The following is a 16,425-nucleotide window of genomic DNA, read 5'->3' as shown; positions in this document are numbered from 1 at the left end:
ACCCAGGTGTTCCGGGGTGGCGGTCGCGTCCACGGCCCAGGGCGAGGACCCTACCCGCTCGCCACCGCCACGGCCGCCGGCTCCTGCGCCGTCGCGGGCGTGACCAGGGACTTCTGCTCCCAGACGCGGCTCTTCCAGCGCAGCCACATGGAGATGCCGCGCACCCACTCGTCGGCGGCGACGGCGAGCCACACGCCCGGCAGTCCCAGCTCGAGTTTGAAGACCAGGAAGTAGCCCAGCGGCAGGCTCATGCAGACCATGGACGCGAAGCCCATGTAGACGGTGAACGTGGCATCGCCCGCGGAGCGCAGCGCGTTCACCAGCACCAGGTTGAACGAGCGCCCCGTCTCCAGGAGCAACCCCAGGACGATGACCTTCGCCGTGAGCTGGACGATGTCGCCGTCATGCGTGAACAGCCCCACCAGCGGCACACGCACGAGGATGACCACCACGTCCACCAGGACGGTAATGGCCACCGCCCACTTCAAGCTCTGGAACACCTGGTGGAAGGCGTCGTCCGAGCGGCGCGCGCCCACCAGCCGGCCCACGATGATGGCCGTGCCCATGCCCACCGCGAGGCTGAACAGGAAGACGTACTGGGAGATGGCGTTCGCGTACTGCCGCGAGGCCAGCGCCGTCGAGCCCAGGAACGTCACGTAGTACAGGAAGACCGCCTGGCAGGACTGGTACGTGCCCTGCTCCAGCGCGGAGGGGATGCCCACCCGGAGGATCTTCCGGATGATGTCCTCGGAGAACGTCACGTAGTCGCGCGGACGCATCCGCACGTCCATCACCCGGTACAGCATCCACGCGAACACCACGAGCGCCACGCCGCGGCTGATGACGGTGGAGACCGCCGCGCCCGCCACCTCCATCCGGGGGAAGCCCCCGTTGCCGAAGATGAGCAGCGCGTTGCCCGCGACGTGCAGCACGTTCATCCCCAACGCGATGAACATCGACTCGCGCGTGAAGCCGTACGTGCGGATCAACCCCGAGAAGACGTTGATGAGCGCCTGGATGAAGATGAAGCCGCCCGCGATGCCCATGTACGTCCGGGCGTGGTCCAGCACGACGCCGTGCAGGTTCATCCGCTGCAGGAGCGCGTCCCCGAACAGCAGCAGCCCCCCGCTCACCGCCAGCCCCAACAGCAGGTTCAGGGTGATGGCCAGCGCCGCGATGCGCGAGGCCTCCTCCGAGCGCCGGGCCCCCAGGTACTGCGACACCACCACGGAGGCGCCGTTGCTGACGACCTCCATGACGAGGATGCAGATGAACAGGAACTGATTGACGAAGCCCACCCCCGCCACGGCGTCGTCCGACACGCCACTGAGCATCAGCGTGTCCGCCGTGCCCATCATCATGAACAGGAGGAGCTCGAGGAAGATGGGCCACGTCAGCCGGAACAGCTTCAGCTTCGTGGGGTCCTGCATCGACAGATCGGATGACATGGTTCGCCGCGGGGCCTGCGCGCTCGGACTAACAGGCGCCGCACTGCGTCGCCAGTCACATCCCGCTTGCCTGCCGAGCGAAGCCCACGACACCTGACTGCTATGAGCCCCAAAGGAAAAGGCGACGCCGCGGCTGCGGGGTCGCCTTCCTGGCACCACGTCACGTCGGGGTGGAGCGGCCTACTTGAAGAACTCGCGCGTCGGATCCCGAGGCAGCACCTCGGTGGCGGCGGGAGAGACCTCGAACAGGCGCTCCGTCGTGCCCTTCATCACGTTGCGCGTGGAGGGCGCGGACGGCGGCGTCTGGGTCCCCACGGCGGAGGACGTCGTCACCGGGGCGCTGTCGGCCGCGCGGCGGGCGGCCGCACGGCGGCGGCGCCACAGCACGTAGCCCACCACGGCCACCGCGAGCACGCCCATGACGGCGTACTGGCCCTCCTTGAACTTGTCGATGAGCATGTCCAGCTCGCTGCCGAAGTGGAAGCCGAGCCAGACGAAGATGGGCGCGGAGAGCAGCGCGGCCAGCCCGTCCCAGAAGATGAAGCGCCAGTAGGACATGCCCACCGAGCCCGCGGTGAAGTACGTCACCGCGCGCACACCCGGCATGAAGCGGGCGATGCAGACGATCTTCTGCCCGTGGACGGTGAAGAGCTTCTCCACCCGCGCGCGCTTCTCCGGCGTGACGATGCGCGCGAAGAACCCGCCCCCCTTGCCCTCCTCCGTGCGGCCCAGCTTGCCGCCCAGCCGGCGGCCCGCCAGGAAGATGAGGCTGTCGCCCACGAGGATGCCCGCGAAGCCCACCGCCATCATGATCGGCAGGTTCGCGGCGCCCTTGTGCGCCAGGAAGCCTCCGAGGATCAGCGAGATGTCCTCGGGGAGTGGCACGCCCAGGCCACAGGCCACGAGGATGCCGAAGACCGTGACATAGGCGATGAAGCCGTGTGCGTCGCCAAGCAGGTGGGTGAGAAGTTCTTGCACGCGTCGTCCCGTCCGTTCACTTCCGTTGGGCCGGGTCGGAAATCACCCGAGCCAGCCCATCCAGCGCCCAAGCATCAACCGGGCGTGAGCCCTCAAAACTCCGCGCGAGCTGCTTCAGGCCGAAGTACCCCTCGCGCCCGGCGACCTCGTAGGCCCCCGCCGGAGCGTTCGTGGCCGTCAGGGCCAGGGCTCGGCTCAGCAGCGCGACGGCATAGTCGTCGACCGTCCCCTCGCTTGCTCCCCGCGCCCGCGCATCCTTCAGCAGGGAGGCGCCACCCGACCAGCGCGGCCCCAGGCGGCCCGCCAGCCGCGCGCCGAGCACCCCTCGGGACAGCTCACGCACCAGCGGCTCCACGTCGGGTGCTCGCGTCGCAGGCCCCACCACAACCACCCACCCCCGCCCCGTATCCACCGGCCGGATGCTCCCCTCGGCTTCGAGCAGATTAACCACCAGGGTGGGAGCTGGCTCACCTTCCGGCAGGCCCAGAAGTCGGGTGGCCTGTTGGAAGGGGGCATCCAGCAGGGGCAGCCAGGCGCGCTGCTCCGTCCGGTAGGCCGTCAGGGTCCGCGCGCGCAGGTCGGCCAGGGGCCACTCGCGCTCGGCGCGCTCCAGCAGGCGCTCCAACCCGTCGAGCCGCCGCGCGGCCCCCGCCGCGGACGAACCCCCGAGCACCCGGGCCAGGTACACCTCGATGGGCTCCGGGTGCGCGGCGAAGAAGGCCCGGGCGTCGTCCAGCACGGGGGGAGGCGCCGTCTCCAGGGTCTCCCGGACGCGGGTGCGCGCGGGGACGTGGCGGTAGGTGGGAACGGGGTGCTGCCGCTCCACGGGGCCGGTGTCGTAGCCCGCCCGGTTCAGCAGCGCGAACAGCGTGAAGACGCGGGCATCGGCGCGGACCTCCTGGCCCCGGGCCGTGTAGACGCTGGCGAACCAGTCCTCCGCGCCGCCGACGTCACGAGCCCCCGCCGCCCCCGCGTCCGCGCGGGTCGACGACAGGACCCCGGTCAGCAGGAGGGAGGCCAGGTGGGGGGCTCGCATACCGGCCCCCACGCTACCACGGGCCCCTCAGGCCGCCGGTGCCTTTCCGATGAGGGTGCGAATCATGTCGCGGTTGTCGCGCGCCTTCTGGCCGAAGAAGCCGACGATGCCCATCAGCAGCTTCACGCAGGCCTGGGGCTTGGTGGCGAGCAGCTTCTGGAAGTCCGCGGCGCGAATCTCCAGGGCGGACACGTCCGTCACCGCGGTGGCGGTGCACAGCCGCTCCCCCTTCTGCACCAGGGCCAGCTCCCCCAGGGGCTCGCCGGTGCCCACCTCGCCCAGCGACACGTCCTCGCCGGACGGGCTCCTGGCGCTCAGCCGCACGGTGCCCTCACCCACGATGAGGAGCGACTCGCCCGTCTTCCCCTCGGAGAACAGCGCCGTCCCCTTGGGGAACGCCCGAGGCACGGCGACTCCCGCGAAGATCTGGATGCCGGTGTCGGTGAAGCCCTTGAACAGCGGGCAGGCCTTGAGGGTGTTCGCAGGCACGAGAGCCATGGTGCGAAGCTCCTAACACGGGGCGAGCGGGCCCGCGAGTCAACGGCTGGCGCGGTACTCGTCGGCGAGCATGACGTAATGCTCGGCGGACACGAGGAGGAAGGCCTTCTCGTCCTCGGTCAGGGGGCGCTTCACGCGGCCCGGGGAGCCCATGACCATGGAGCCCGGAGGCACCTTCGTCCCGGGCGTCAGCAACGTCCCCGCGCCGATGATGCAGTCGTCCCCCACCTCCACGCCGTCCAGGAGGATGGAGCCCATGCCCACCAGGACGCGGTTGCCCACGGTGCAGCCGTGGAGCACCACGTGGTGGCCCACCGTCACGTCGTCGCCGATGACGGTGCCGTAGCGCAGGCTGGTGACGTGGATGAGCGACAGGTCCTGCAGGTTGGTGCGCTGGCCCACCTGGATGGGATTCACGTCGCCGCGCAGCACCGTGTTGAACCAGATGGAGGACCCCTCCCCCAGCTCCACGTCACCCACCACCTGGGCGGAGTCCTCCACGAAGCAGCTCGGATGGATGCGGGGGGACACCCCGCCGAACGCTCTCAGCGCCATGGACGAGACCTCGGGCGGAAGGCCTCAGGCCTCCGCGATGACGTGGAACGGCGAGACGGGCGGCGCCACGGGCAGCGGCTCCACCGTCGGCAACTGGAGCACCTCCACCTGCTTGCCCGCGAGCTGGTTGGGCGTGGAGCGCTCCACCTTCACCTTCACGAAGGAGCCGGTGGGCGCGTCCCCGTCGAAGTTGACGGTGCGGTTCTCCGGCGTGCGGCCGAAGCGCTTGGTGGCGTCGTAGCGCGAGTGGCCCTCCACCAGCACCTCGACCTCCGTGCCCACCAGCGCCGCCGTCGTCTCCGCGCTGATGCGCCGCTGCACCTTCTGCAGCCGCTCCAGCCGGGCGATCTTCACGTCGTGCTCCACCGGGCCCCAGTCCTTCTCCCGCAGCGCCGCGCCCGTCTTCGGCCGGGGGCTGTAGATGAAGGAGAACTGGTTGTCGTAGCGGACCTGCTCGGTCAGCTTCAGCGTCAGCTCGAAGTCCTCCTCGGTCTCCCCGGGGAAGCCCACGATGATGTCGGTGGTGACAGCGATGCCCGGCCGCGCCGCGCGCAGCTTCGCCAGCCGCTCCAGGTACTGCTCCACCGTGTAGTCGCGGCGCATCATCTTCAGGATGCGGTCGCTGCCACACTGCACGGGCAGGTGGAAGTGCGGGGCGATCTTCGGCTGGACGCGGAAGGCCTCGATGAGCTCGTCGGACAGGTCGTGCGGGTGGCTGGTGGTGAAGCGCACGCGCTCGATGCCGGGGACCTCCGCGGTGCGCAAGAGCAACTGCGCGAAGGAGACGCCGCCCAGGTACGAGTTCACGTTCTGCCCGATGAGCGTCACCTCGCGCACGCCCACCTTCGCCAGGCCGTCCACCTCCTGCAGCACGTCCGGGAAGGCGCGGCTCACCTCGCGGCCGCGGGTGTGCGGGACGATGCAGAACGAGCAGACGTTGTCGCAGCCCTTCATCACCGTGACGAACTCGGTGACCTTGCCGCGGGACGTCTCCGGGTCCGCGCGCGGGAAGACGTACTCCTCGGAGTCCACGAAGGCCGTCTCGACGACGCGCTCGCGCTCCGCGTGCACGCGGCCGATGATGTCCGGCAGGCGGGCGATGTTGTCGGGGCCGAACACGAAGTCCAGGTACGGCACCTTCTTCAGGAGCTTGTCCTTCTCCTGCTGCGCCACGCACCCGCCCACCCCGAGGATGGCGCCCCGGCTGGCCTTCACCGGCTTGTAGCGCCCGAGCGCCGACAGCATCTTGTCCTCGGCCTTCTCGCGGATGGAGCAGGTGTTGAGGATGATGAGGTCCGCGTTCTCCGGCACCGGGGTCGGCTCGTAGGACATCTTCGACAACACCTCGCTCATGCGGAGCGAGTCGTTGACGTTCATCTGGCAGCCGAAGGTGTGGATGAAGTAGCGCTTCATGGGGATTCTCTGAGCAAGAACGTGCCCTTATGCGACGCCCGGGGCCGGAAATCAACCGGACCGGCGCCCGCTCAGCCGTGGCTGAGCAGCCGGGTCATCCGGGTGTGCAGGTCCAGCAGGGTGGCCTCCCGCTCCCGGAGCAGCGCCAGGGTGGTGTCCCCGTAGCGCCGGGCCAGGGCCTCCGTCTCCCGCTCCTGGTTGAACAACTCCCCCTGGATGCGCCGGCGGAGCTCCTCCGCGTCCGGCCCGGAGGCCGCCTTCAACTGCTCGAGCTTGTCCTGGAGCTTCCGGGCCGTCCACCGTCGCCCGCCGAAGGCGCGGAGCATGGCGGCGCCCTGCTCCACCGTCTTGAGGTCCAACCCGGAGGCGGCCTGGGCCTTCTGGTGGGCGACGGCCAGGGGCTCGTGCTCCGTGCCGGCGTGGGTCAGGAAGGCTTCCTGGTAGCGCACCAGGGCGTCGAGCATCGCCCCGTCCAGGGCGGGCGCGGCCATCCGGAGGGTGCGGTCGTCGGCCGCGGAGAAGTCCGTACCCGCCTCCGGGTTCCGGACGTCCTGGTAGCCGAGGTCATCGAAGAGCGAGGGGGCCATGGGGTCTCCGTTTCGTGGCCGGATGTGTAACAGGGGCGGCCCGTGGGGTGTAGCGCCCTGGCCCGGCCGGCTGGACGCTCCCCGGAGGAGCCTTTCGGGAAGGCAGGACGCGCGTCACGCCGGCACGAGCTGGTCGGCGATGCGGGCCAGGTCGGAGACGGACGTCACCACCACGGCCTGGTGGCAGTGCTTCTCGTAGGTGAGCATCTCGCTGTCGCCGATGCCCCAGTTGCCGCGCTCCTCGGGGCAGATCCACAGCACGCGCTTCGCCTTGCGGCGCAGGTCCTTGAGCGCCCAGACGTTGTTGGCGTTGTAGTTGTTGCGCCCATCGCCGATGACCATGACGGTGGTCCGGCGGGTGATGCTGCCCAGGTGGTCCCGGGTGAAGTCCGCCAGCGCCCGGCCGTAGTTGGAGTTGGCGCTCAGGGACACCGTCTTGCCGGCGGTGGCCATGTCGATGGCCTCGTCCACGTCCAGGTCCTTGAAGTACTGGGTCACCTCGCCCACGTCGGACACGAAGACGAACGAGCGCACGCGCACGAACAGCGACTGCATCGTGTGCATGAACAGCAGCATCATCCGGGACGCGTTGCGCACGGAGTCGGACACGTCGCACAGCACCACCAGCTCCGGGCGCTCGGGCCTGCGCGCGCGGAACTGGGGCACCATGGGCACCCCACCCCACGTCATGTTGCGGCGCAGGGTGCGGCGGACGTTGAGCGCGCCCTTGCGGTGCGAGCGCTGGCGGCGGATGAGCCGGCTGCGCAGCTTCTCCGCGAGCGTCCGCACGGCGGACTCCATCTGGTCCACCTCGGCCTGCGACAACAGGTGCAGTGGCTTGTCCGCCACGGTGTCGGTGCGGCGGCGGATGCGGGCCTCGGCCTGCCGCTTCACCTCCTGGCGCGACGCCTCCTCGATCTTCCGCATGGCGCCGGCCACGTGGCGCGAGACGATCTCCACGCCCTCGGGCGACAGGCCCCGCGCGCGCAGCTCGTCCTCCAGCGACTTCATGTCGGAGCGGGCCTTGTCCATGCCCGCCGCGGCGAGCATCCGCCGGGAGAAGAAGCCGGCCTGCAGCGGGCTCTCCATGCGCGACAGGTCCAGTTGGAGCGACGCCATCCGGAAGATCTGCGCCAGCCGGGCCCGGTCTCCCTCCAGCACCGCCTGCGCCAGGGGCGACATCTCCGGCAGCAGCAGGTTCATCTGGTAGAGGACCATCTTCAGCATGTCCCCCTCCAGGTAGCCCTCCTCCTGGATCTGCGCGGCCAGGGACTTGTCGATGGCCTCGAACGTCGCCGCGGCGCCGGAGAAGAAGAAGTTGAAGGCGCGGTTGAACGTGTCCACGTCCAGCTCGCGCTTCACCAGGGTGGTGCGCAGCACCGCGCGGAAGACGCCCCGGTCCGCGAGCCCCACCTCGGCCGTCGCGCGCAGCGCGTCCTGCACCTCGGACGTGCTGACCCGGACGCCGTTCTGCCGCAGGACCTCCGCGAACTCGACGATGCGCGCGTCCATCAACCCCTCCCCGTCGTCCCGGCCGCACCCGGGCGCTCGAACGACATGACGGCCTCCACGTGGTGCGTCTGCGGGAACATGTCCACCACCTGGAGCGCCAGCGGCCGGTAGCCGGCCTCCACGAGCCCCGCGGCGTCCCGCGCCAGCGATGCGGGATCACACGCCACGTACACCACCCGGCGGATGCCCAGCGCCACCATCCACTTCGCCAGCCCCGGCGCCCCCGCGCGCGGCGGGTCCGCCAGACACACGTCGAAGCGACGCCCCTCGCTCACCAGCCCGTCGCAGACCTTGCGCGCGTCGCCCTGCACGAAGCGAATGTTGGTGACGTTCGCCTCGCGAGCGCTGCGCTGGGCCAGCTCCACGCCCACCGGCGACGACTCCACGCCCAGCACGGACGCCGCGCCGGCCGCCAGGGGGAACGTGAAGTTGCCGTTGCCCGAGTACAGCTCCAGCACCGAGTCCTCGTCCCGCGCGCCCAGCTCGTAGATGGCGGAGGTGACGAGGCCCACGTTGGCCTCCGCGTGCGCCTGGGCGAAGGCGTCCGGGCGCAGGTACAGGGGAACCTCGGGGCGCAGCGGGGAGAACGACCGCAGCGCCGGCTTGCCCAGCACGCGCACCGAACCCTCCTTGGGCACCAGCACCGCCCCCGCGAGCCGCAGCGCCCGCACCGCGCCTTCGGCGGCCTCCAGGTGCTTGGGCGTCACCGGGCCCGACAGCGTCACCGCGAACGCCGCCTGCTCGCCCTCGGCCAGCAGGAGCACCTCCTCCAGGTCCTTCGCGAGCGGCTTGAGCAGCGGCGCCAGCTTCCCCGGCAGCTCCTTCAACACGGGCGTGAGCGCGCCGCAGGCGGACACGGGGATGCGCTCGTGGCTCCGCCGGCCGAAGTAGCCCAGCAGGCCCTTGCCCGCGGAGTGCAGCACGGCGCGGCGGCGGTAGCCCCAGTCCCGGGGCGCCACGAGCAGCGGCCGGACGGTGAAGTCCTCGCGCCGCAGGTGGCCCAGGTGCTCGAGGGTGGAGAGGACGATCTCCTGCTTCGCGGAGCGCTGGGCGGACTCGGCCAGGCCCAGCCAGTCACACCCGCCACACTCGCTGGCGACCTCGCACGGCGCCTCGCGACGGTCCGGCCCGGGGGAGACCACCTGCCGCAAGAGCCCGCGCAGGACGCGGCCCTGGGCCTCCAGGTGGACGCGTACGGTGTCGCCCGGGAAGGCGCCGGGGACGAAGACGGTGCGCCCCTCCCACGAGGCCACACCCTCGCCGAGCTGGCCGAGGCGTTCGATGGTCAGGGAGACGGGCAGTTCAGGTAGGGGCAGCATGCAGGCGCTCATCCGGCGGCGCCCCGAGGCGGCCGCCGTTACTTCCGGGTCGCTTCCGGGGGGAGCTGCTGGCGAAGCCGCTCCACGAACTCCCCGATGCGCGACCGCTTGTCGTCATCAACGTCCACGAACTCCACCGCCATCCCCGGGGACTGCGAGGACGAAGCGCCATGGGCGTTGGTGCGCGTCACCCGGCCCTTCAGCTCCACCGGGAAGTGCGCCCCGGGCAGCGTCACCAGCAGCTTCACGTGGGTGTCCACGGGCAGCGGCTTGTCGGTGTTGATGTAGAGGCCGCCCTGGGACAGGTTGACGGCCCAGTCCGTCACGAAGCCCGCCACGCTGCGGTACGCCACCGGCAGCTCGTACTCGACGCGGGGTGCCCGGGGATCGGTGGAGTTCGTCTTCTCGGCCGTGTCGCTCATGTGTTCAGGGCTCCGCCGGGGAGACCGTTCCCCCCGGCGGCGCACCTTATCCCCACACGCTCAGACTTTCATCTCGCGCACGTCGGGAGCGATCTTCAGCTTCGGCTCGGTGAGCTTCTGCACCAGCTCCACCGTCATGCCCGGGGCCAGCTCGCGCAGCACGAGCCCCTCCGGCGTCACGTCGATGAAGGCGTGGTCGGAGACGATGTGGTGCACGCACTTGATGCCGGTCAGCGGCAGCGAGCACTTCTTGAGGATCTTCGGCTGGCCTTCCTTGTTGGCGTGCTCCATGGCCACGTAGATGCGCTTGGCGCCCACCGCCAGGTCCATGGCGCCGCCCATCCCCTTCACCATCTTCCCGGGGATCATCCAGTTGGCCAGGTCACCCTCCTCGCTCACCTCCATGGCGCCCAGCACGGCCATGTCGATGTGGCCGCCGCGGATCATCCCGAACGACAGGGCCGAGTCGAAGAACGACGCGCCCTTCACCGTCGTCACCGTCTCCTTGCCCGCGTTGATGAGGTCCGGATCCTCCTGCCCGGCGACCGGGTACGGCCCGATGCCCAGCAGGCCGTTCTCCGACTGGAGCACCACCTCCACGCCCTCCGGGAGGTAGTTGGGGACCAGCGTGGGGATGCCGATGCCCAGGTTCACGTAGAAGCCGTCCCGCAGCTCCTGGGCGATGCGCTTGGCGATCTGTTCACGAGTCAGTGGCATGGGGGCCTCAGGCCTGCTTGCGGACGGTGCGCCGCTCGATCCACTTCTGGAGGTTCTTCGCCTGGACGATGCGCTTCACGAAGATGCTCGGGATGTGCACCTGGTCCGGGTCGAGCTCGCCGGGCTGCACGATCTCCTCCGCCTCGACGATGGTGACCTTGGCCGCCATGCACATCATCGGGGAGAAGTTGCGCGCGGTCTTGTTGAACACCAGGTTGCCCCAGGTGTCCGCCTTCTGCGCGTGGATGATGGCGAAGTCCGCCTTCAGCGGCGTCTCCAGGACGTGGAGCTTCCCGTCGATGATGCGCGTCTCCTTGCCCTCCGCCACCTGCGTGCCCGCGCCCGTCGGCGTGAAGAACCCGCCGATGCCGCAGCCACCCGCGCGGATGCGCTCGGCCAGGGTGCCCTGGGGGTTGAGCTCCACGTCCAGCTCCCCGGAGAGGAACTGCCGCTCGAACTCCTTGTTCTCACCCACGTAGCTGGACACCATCCGCTTCACCTGCTTGTTCTGGAGCAGGATGCCGAGCCCGAGCTCGGTGGTGCCGCAGTTGTTGGAGATGATGGTGAGGTTCTTCACGCCCTTGCGGTGAAGCGCCTCGATCAGGTTCTCCGGATTGCCGCACAGCCCGAAGCCGCCGCTCATCAGCGTGCAGCCATCCGGGATGTCGGCGACCGCCTCGTCCGCGCTCGCGTAGACCTTGTTCATTCGCCCTCCCGATAACGCAAGCGGGGTGAAGGCCCGACACCGGCCCCCACCCCGCCCCTCTCCCCATGGGGAGAGGGAGTGTCTACCGCTCCACCATCAGCGCGATGCCCTCGCCGCCGCCGATGCACAGCGACGCCACGCCGCGCTTCTTGCCCAGGTCCTTCATCGTCTGCAGCAGCGTCACCAGCACGCGCGCGCCCGAGGCGCCGATGGGGTGACCCAGCGCCACCGCGCCGCCGCGCACGTTCACCTTCGACGGGTCCAGGTTGAGGAGGCGGTTGTTGGCGACGGACACCACCGCGAACGCCTCGTTGATCTCCCACAGGTCCACGTCCGCCGCCGCCACGCCCTTCTTCTTCAGCAGCGTGTTGATGGCGTCCGCCGGGGCGATGGTGAACTCCACCGGCTTGCGCGCGGCCTGCGCGTACCCGGTGATGCGGCCCAGGATGGTGCGGCCCTCGGCCTTCGCCTTCTCCTCGCTCATCAGCACCAGCGCCGCGGCGCCGTCGTTGATGGAGGACGCGTTGGCCGCCGTCACCGTGCCGTCCTTCTTGAACACCGGCTTCAGGCCGGGGATCTTCTCCGGCTTCGCGTTCTTGGGGCCCTCGTCGTCGGACACCGTGACGACCTCGTCCGGCTTCTTGCCGGGGATCTGCACGGGGACGATCTCCGCCGCGAACAGGCCGTCCTTCTGGGCCTGGATGGCGCGCTTGGTGGACTCCAGCGCGAACTCGTCCTGCTGCGCGCGGCTGATGTTCTGCGTCGTGGCGCACTCCTCGGCGCAGATGCCCATGTGGACGTTGCCGTACACGTCCCAGAGGCCGTCGAGGATCATCGCGTCCTTGAACTCCACGTTGCCCATGCGCGCACCGCCGCGCATCGTGTGGCTGACGTAGGGCGCGTTGCTCATGGACTCCATGCCGCCCACGACGACCACGTCCGCCTCGCTCAGGGCGATGGCCTGCGCGCCCGCGATGACCGCCTTGAGGCCGGAGCCACAGACCTTGTTCAGCGTGGTGGCGGGGACCGTCTCCGGCAGGCCCGCGAACAGGGTGGCCTGACGAGCGGGCGCCTGGCCGACACCCGCCTGGAGCACGTTGCCCAGGATGACCTCCTGGACCGCCTCCGGCTTCACGCCCGCGCGCTCCAGCGCCGCCTTGATCGCCACCGCGCCGAGCTGCGGGGCCGTCAGCTTGGAGAGCGCCCCCTGGAAGGCGCCGATGGGGGTACGGGCCGCGCCCACGATGACGACGTCACGAGCCATGAAAACTGCCTCCTCTTGAGGATGTGCGGATGAGCTTCGATAACAGCGGCGGTCGCCCTTATCACCGGGCGTTCCTCGGAGTTCAAGCGTCCTCGCTCGGCGCCCGGACGAGAGCGTCCACTGCGCGCGACGCGGTGCGACAGCGTCCGCAATCCCCCGAAGTCACTCGCCTTCACGCGCGCCTCCCGGCGACCACCGTCCGACCGGTCGGGCACCTGAATGGTGATTCAGGTTCATATTTGACCTTGAGGTACAAAACAACCTATCAGTCATGTGCATGGCACGACCGAAGAAGTTCGACCCGGAGGACGCGGTGCACCGGGCGATGGAGGTCTTCTGGGAGCGGGGCTATGCGGCGGCGACGCCGCAGGAGCTGGGCGAGCGGATGGGCCTGGGGCGCGGCAGCCTCTACAACGCCTTCGAGAGCAAGCAGAGCCTCTTCGAGCGCGCGCTGCGGCACTACCACGACCACGAGTCCCCCAGGCTGCTCGCGCTGCTGCGCCAGCCCGGCCCCGTCAAGGAGCGGCTGCGCGCGTTGTTCCACGCGGTCATCCAGGCGGACGTCGCAGACCCGGCGCGCCGGGGCTGTCTCGCCATCAACACCGCCATCGAGCTGGCCGGGCGTGACGCCGCCGCGGCGCGGCTCGCGTCCGCGATGTTCGCGCGCACGGAGCAGCACTTCCTGGAGCTCGTCGAGGAAGGCCAGCGCACGGGGGAGCTCGACGCCTCACGCGACGCGCGCGAACTGGCGAGCCTCCTCCTCAACCACCTCACTGGCCTCCGCGTGCTCGGAAAGACGGCGGAGGACACCACCCGCCTCACCCGTATCGTCGACGCAGTCCTGAGGTTCCTCTGAACATGCACTCCCTCCGTCCCCTCCTCCCGTCCCTGTTCCTGCTCTCCCTCGGCGGTGCCTGCGCGCACCACGCGGACACCGCCGCCGCGTCCAGCGAAGCTGGGGAGGCGCCGCCGGCCGACATCCGCCTCTACGCGCTCGACTGCGGTCGCATCGACGTCCACGACATGGGCTTCTTCGCGGACGGCAGCCACCCCAACGGCCAGCGCGGGACGATGTCCGTCCCCTGCTTCCTCATCCAGCACCCCCAAGGCATGTTGCTCTGGGACACGGGGCTGGATGACGCCATCTCCAAGTCGCCCGACGGCGTGCCGGACCCGGTGGGGCCGCGCTACTTCGTCCGCGCCACGCTCCAGGCGCAGCTCGCGCGGCTGGAGCTGGCCACCTCGGACGTGCGCTACGTGGGCTTCTCCCATCTGCACGCGGACCACGCGGGCAACGCCAACGCGTTCTTCGCGTCCACCTGGCTCGTCCAGCGCAAGGAGCTGGAGTGGGCCACCGCCACGCCCACGCCCCTGGGCGTGGACCCCGCGAAGTTCTCCGCGTGGCGCACGGCGAAGGTGGAGCTGCTCGACGGTGACCGGGACGTCTTCGGCGACGGCACCGTGCGCATCGTCTCCACGCCCGGACACACGCCCGGCCACCAGTCGCTGCAGGTGAAGCTCGCGAAGGCCGGGACGCTGGTCCTCTCCGGGGACCTCTGCCACCTGCGCGAGAACTGGGCGCACGACGGCGTGCCCGGCTTCAACACCAGCCGCCAGGACACGCTGACGTCCATGGCCCGCGTCCGGACGCTGGTGAAGGACACCCACGGCCGCTTCGTCATCCAGCACGTGCCGGAGGACTTCGCGTCGCTGCCCGCGTTCCCCGCGTACCTGGAGTAGCCACGGAGCGGAAACGGCAACGGCCGGGCCCCCTCTCGGGAACCCGGCCGTCACGCCGTGAGGCAGCCGACTCGAAGGATTACTTCTTCGTCAGCTTGCCCATCACGTCGCCGAGGCGCGCCTTGGAGCCTTCCGCCTGCTTGCGGAGGTACTCGCGGTAGTCGTCGCCCTCGCCGATCAGCGCCTTCATCGACAGCGCGACCTTCCGGTCAGGCGTGTTGATGTCGATGATCTTGACCTCGACCTCCTGGCCCTCCTGCACCACGTCACGCGGGTTCTCGACACGCTCCTCCTTCAGCTCGGAGACGTGGACGAGGCCCTCGATGCCCGGCTCGATCTCCACGAACGCGCCGAAGTCGGTGACCTTGGTGACCTTGCCCTTGACGCGGCTGCCCACCGGGACGCGCTCGGACAGCGTCTCCCAGGGGTCCGGCTGGAGCTGCTTGATGCCCAGGCTGAAGCGCTCGTTCTCGACGTCGATGTTGAGGACCACCGCCTCGACCTCGTCGCCCTTCTTGAACATCTCGCCCGGGTGCTTGATGCGCTGGGTCCAGGAGATGTCGGACACGTGCACCAGGCCGTCCACGCCCTCCTCGACGCCGACGAACACGCCGAAGTCGGTGACGTTGCGGATCTGGCCCTTGATGACGGAGCCGATCGGGTACTTGTCCTCGAGCAGCGTCCAGGGGTTCTGCTCGATCTGCTTCATGCCCAGCGCGATGCGCTTGGCCTTCGGATCGATGTCCAGGACGACGGCCTCCACCTCCTGGCCGACCTCCAGGATCTTCGACGGGTGCTTGAGGCGCTTGGTCCAGGACATCTCGGACACGTGCACCAGACCCTCGACGCCCTGCTCGATCTCGATGAACGCGCCGTAGTCCGTGATGGACACGACCTTGCCGCGCACGCGCGTGCCGACCGGGTACTTCTCGTCGGCGCGGTGCCACGGGTCCTCCTGGATCTGCTTCAGGCCCAGGCTGACGCGCTCCTGCGTCGGGTCGAACTTGAGGACGACGACGCGGACCTCGTCACCCACGTTGAACATCTCGCTCGGGTGACCGATGCGGCCCCACGACATGTCCGTGATGTGGAGCAGGCCGTCGATGCCGCCCAGGTCGATGAACGCACCGTAGTCGGTGAGGTTCTTGACCACGCCCTTGAGGACCGCACCCTCCTTGAGGTTCTTGAGGGTCTCCTTCTTCATCTCCTCGCGCTGCTTCTCGAGGAGCACGCGGCGGCTCAGGACGATGTTGCCGCGCTTCTTGTTGAACTTGATGACCTTGAACTCGAATTCCTTCGAGATGTACTGGTCCAGGTTGCGCACAGGGCGGATGTCGACCTGCGAGCCGGGGAGGAACGCCTTCACGCCGATGTCGACGGAGAGGCCACCCTTCACGCGACCCACGATGGTGCCCTTGACGATCTCGTCGCGCTCGCAAGCGGCGCTGATCTCGTCCCAGATGCGCATCTTGTCGGCCTTCTCCTTGGAGAGGACGACCATGCCGGTGTCGTTCTCCCGGCTCTCGAGAAGGACCTCGACCGGGTCACCCGCCTTGACGGAGACCTCGCCGCGAGGATTGGTGAACTCGGAGATCGGGACCTGACCCTCGGACTTGTAGCCGATGTCGACGATCGCGTAGTCCTTCGTCACCTGAACGACGGTGCCCTTGACGATCTCCCCTTCCTTCAGGATGCCGTCGCCACCGCGCTCCTTGAGCGACTCCTCGAACATCGCCGCGAAGTTCTCTTCACCGGCGTCAGTCTCGACCTGCTGGTTCACGTTCTGCTGCATGGAGTTGGAAGTCCTTTGAAACGGTACAGCTGCCCCCTGATTGGATGGACGCGTTCTCCTGCGGGGCGCAACGGGAGGCCGCGGTCGTCCCCACCTGTGGGGACATTGGACTGTTGAGTGAAGCCGCGCACCCTAGACACCGGTTATTCCGATAGTCAAGCAAGGGCGTGCCCCATGTGCTGATCGGTGGATGCCCTACCCCTCCCGTGTCAAGGCGCACCAGCGCAATCCGCTCGCCGTGAAACCCTGGGGCCGGACGCCACCTGCGCCTGCCCGCCCTCCCGGAAGCCGCCCTTCGGACATCGAAGCGCCGCGCTCCACCACCGACCGCGCCGGTGCGTGTGCGGGATGTCACCGCAAAAATCCACGAAAATGCGACGCCCGCTCGCCCGCGCCGTTCCGGACGTGGGTCGAGGCCCACGATCCCTGGGGTCGGCG

General features: G+C 69.3%; 16 protein-coding genes. 2 read left to right on the top strand and 14 right to left on the bottom strand.

Annotated features, from left to right (window positions below):
• Positions 1-50: 50 nt before the first annotated feature.
• From LZ198_RS39245 to LZ198_RS39185, 13 genes are all read right to left on the bottom strand, one after another.
• Entirely contained in the window at positions 51-1,448 is a 1,398-nt protein-coding gene (locus LZ198_RS39245; RefSeq protein WP_253977291.1) for an MATE family efflux transporter, read from the bottom strand.
• A 180-nt stretch (positions 1,449-1,628) separates the two neighbouring features.
• Positions 1,629-2,426, bottom strand: a complete 798-nt coding sequence (locus tag LZ198_RS39240; protein ID WP_253977290.1) for a DedA family protein — start codon at positions 2,424-2,426, stop codon at positions 1,629-1,631.
• 16 nt (positions 2,427-2,442) lie between these two features.
• Entirely contained in the window at positions 2,443-3,462 is a 1,020-nt protein-coding gene (locus LZ198_RS39235) for a hypothetical protein (RefSeq protein ID WP_253977289.1), read from the bottom strand.
• Between the two features lie 27 nt (positions 3,463-3,489).
• A complete protein-coding gene (locus LZ198_RS39230; protein WP_253977288.1) occupies positions 3,490-3,960 on the bottom strand; it encodes a cyclic nucleotide-binding domain-containing protein in 471 nt (156 codons plus the stop codon).
• A 39-nt stretch (positions 3,961-3,999) separates the two neighbouring features.
• Positions 4,000-4,515 (bottom strand): gamma carbonic anhydrase family protein, encoded by a 516-nt coding sequence (locus LZ198_RS39225; RefSeq protein WP_253977287.1) that lies wholly within the window; start codon positions 4,513-4,515, stop codon positions 4,000-4,002.
• Positions 4,516-4,539: 24 nt separating this feature from the next.
• Positions 4,540-5,928 carry a tRNA (N6-isopentenyl adenosine(37)-C2)-methylthiotransferase MiaB gene (gene miaB, locus LZ198_RS39220; RefSeq protein ID WP_253977286.1) on the bottom strand — a complete coding sequence of 463 codons (1,389 nt, stop codon included), beginning with the start codon at positions 5,926-5,928 and terminating at the stop codon, positions 4,540-4,542.
• Between the two features lie 71 nt (positions 5,929-5,999).
• Positions 6,000-6,515: a hypothetical protein gene (locus LZ198_RS39215; RefSeq protein WP_253977285.1), complete on the bottom strand. Its 516-nt coding sequence runs from the start codon at positions 6,513-6,515 to the stop codon at positions 6,000-6,002.
• 114 nt (positions 6,516-6,629) lie between these two features.
• Positions 6,630-8,027 carry a vWA domain-containing protein gene (locus tag LZ198_RS39210; protein ID WP_253977284.1) on the bottom strand — a complete coding sequence of 466 codons (1,398 nt, stop codon included), beginning with the start codon at positions 8,025-8,027 and terminating at the stop codon, positions 6,630-6,632.
• Positions 8,027-9,346 carry a class I SAM-dependent RNA methyltransferase gene (locus LZ198_RS39205; RefSeq protein ID WP_253977283.1) on the bottom strand — a complete coding sequence of 440 codons (1,320 nt, stop codon included), beginning with the start codon at positions 9,344-9,346 and terminating at the stop codon, positions 8,027-8,029. The genes LZ198_RS39210 and LZ198_RS39205 overlap by 1 nt, the downstream gene beginning before the upstream one ends.
• A 38-nt stretch (positions 9,347-9,384) precedes the next feature.
• A complete protein-coding gene (locus tag LZ198_RS39200; protein WP_253977282.1) occupies positions 9,385-9,768 on the bottom strand; it encodes a TIGR02266 family protein in 384 nt (127 codons plus the stop codon).
• A 60-nt stretch (positions 9,769-9,828) separates the two neighbouring features.
• Positions 9,829-10,485, bottom strand: coding sequence for a CoA transferase subunit B (locus LZ198_RS39195; protein ID WP_253977281.1), 657 nt, complete (start codon positions 10,483-10,485; stop codon positions 9,829-9,831).
• Positions 10,486-10,492: 7 nt separating this feature from the next.
• Positions 10,493-11,191 carry a CoA transferase subunit A gene (locus LZ198_RS39190; RefSeq protein ID WP_253977280.1) on the bottom strand — a complete coding sequence of 233 codons (699 nt, stop codon included), beginning with the start codon at positions 11,189-11,191 and terminating at the stop codon, positions 10,493-10,495.
• 82 nt (positions 11,192-11,273) lie between these two features.
• Positions 11,274-12,455, bottom strand: a complete 1,182-nt coding sequence (locus LZ198_RS39185; RefSeq protein WP_253977279.1) for a thiolase family protein — start codon at positions 12,453-12,455, stop codon at positions 11,274-11,276.
• Positions 12,456-12,732: 277 nt separating this feature from the next.
• On the opposite strand from LZ198_RS39185, the gene LZ198_RS39180 reads away from it, so the two are divergent.
• Positions 12,733-13,311: a TetR/AcrR family transcriptional regulator gene (locus tag LZ198_RS39180; protein ID WP_253977278.1), complete on the top strand. Its 579-nt coding sequence runs from the start codon at positions 12,733-12,735 to the stop codon at positions 13,309-13,311.
• A 2-nt stretch (positions 13,312-13,313) separates the two neighbouring features.
• Complete coding sequence (locus LZ198_RS39175; RefSeq protein WP_253977277.1) at positions 13,314-14,195, top strand: N-acyl homoserine lactonase family protein; 882 nt, start codon at positions 13,314-13,316, stop codon at positions 14,193-14,195.
• A 79-nt stretch (positions 14,196-14,274) separates the two neighbouring features.
• On the opposite strand, the gene LZ198_RS39170 is transcribed toward LZ198_RS39175, so the two are convergent.
• Positions 14,275-15,987 (bottom strand): 30S ribosomal protein S1, encoded by a 1,713-nt coding sequence (locus tag LZ198_RS39170; protein WP_234067118.1) that lies wholly within the window; start codon positions 15,985-15,987, stop codon positions 14,275-14,277.
• Between the last annotated feature and the right edge of the window lie 438 nt (positions 15,988-16,425).

This window comes from Myxococcus dinghuensis (assembly GCF_024198235.1).
GTDB classification, from domain to species: domain Bacteria; phylum Myxococcota; class Myxococcia; order Myxococcales; family Myxococcaceae; genus Myxococcus; species Myxococcus dinghuensis.
This window is presented reverse-complemented; position numbering and strand designations above follow the sequence as displayed.

What these genes read in the sequence shown, in the direction of transcription:
- LZ198_RS39245 (WP_253977291.1), bottom strand. Translation starts at nt 1,448, where the DNA reads ATGTCATCCGATCTGTCGATGCAGGACCCCACGAAGCTGAAGCTGTTC.
- LZ198_RS39235 (WP_253977289.1), bottom strand. Translation starts at nt 3,462, where the DNA reads ATGCGAGCCCCCCACCTGGCCTCCCTCCTGCTGACCGGGGTCCTGTCG.
- LZ198_RS39230 (WP_253977288.1), bottom strand. Translation starts at nt 3,960, where the DNA reads ATGGCTCTCGTGCCTGCGAACACCCTCAAGGCCTGCCCGCTGTTCAAG.
- LZ198_RS39225 (WP_253977287.1), bottom strand. Translation starts at nt 4,515, where the DNA reads ATGGCGCTGAGAGCGTTCGGCGGGGTGTCCCCCCGCATCCATCCGAGC.
- miaB (WP_253977286.1), bottom strand. Translation starts at nt 5,928, where the DNA reads ATGAAGCGCTACTTCATCCACACCTTCGGCTGCCAGATGAACGTCAAC.
- LZ198_RS39215 (WP_253977285.1), bottom strand. Translation starts at nt 6,515, where the DNA reads ATGGCCCCCTCGCTCTTCGATGACCTCGGCTACCAGGACGTCCGGAAC.
- LZ198_RS39210 (WP_253977284.1), bottom strand. Translation starts at nt 8,027, where the DNA reads ATGGACGCGCGCATCGTCGAGTTCGCGGAGGTCCTGCGGCAGAACGGC.
- LZ198_RS39205 (WP_253977283.1), bottom strand. Translation starts at nt 9,346, where the DNA reads ATGCTGCCCCTACCTGAACTGCCCGTCTCCCTGACCATCGAACGCCTC.
- LZ198_RS39200 (WP_253977282.1), bottom strand. Translation starts at nt 9,768, where the DNA reads ATGAGCGACACGGCCGAGAAGACGAACTCCACCGATCCCCGGGCACCC.
- LZ198_RS39195 (WP_253977281.1), bottom strand. Translation starts at nt 10,485, where the DNA reads ATGCCACTGACTCGTGAACAGATCGCCAAGCGCATCGCCCAGGAGCTG.
- LZ198_RS39190 (WP_253977280.1), bottom strand. Translation starts at nt 11,191, where the DNA reads ATGAACAAGGTCTACGCGAGCGCGGACGAGGCGGTCGCCGACATCCCG.
- LZ198_RS39185 (WP_253977279.1), bottom strand. Translation starts at nt 12,455, where the DNA reads ATGGCTCGTGACGTCGTCATCGTGGGCGCGGCCCGTACCCCCATCGGC.
- LZ198_RS39180 (WP_253977278.1), top strand. Translation starts at nt 12,733, where the DNA reads ATGGCACGACCGAAGAAGTTCGACCCGGAGGACGCGGTGCACCGGGCG.
- LZ198_RS39175 (WP_253977277.1), top strand. Translation starts at nt 13,314, where the DNA reads ATGCACTCCCTCCGTCCCCTCCTCCCGTCCCTGTTCCTGCTCTCCCTC.
- LZ198_RS39170 (WP_234067118.1), bottom strand. Translation starts at nt 15,987, where the DNA reads ATGCAGCAGAACGTGAACCAGCAGGTCGAGACTGACGCCGGTGAAGAG.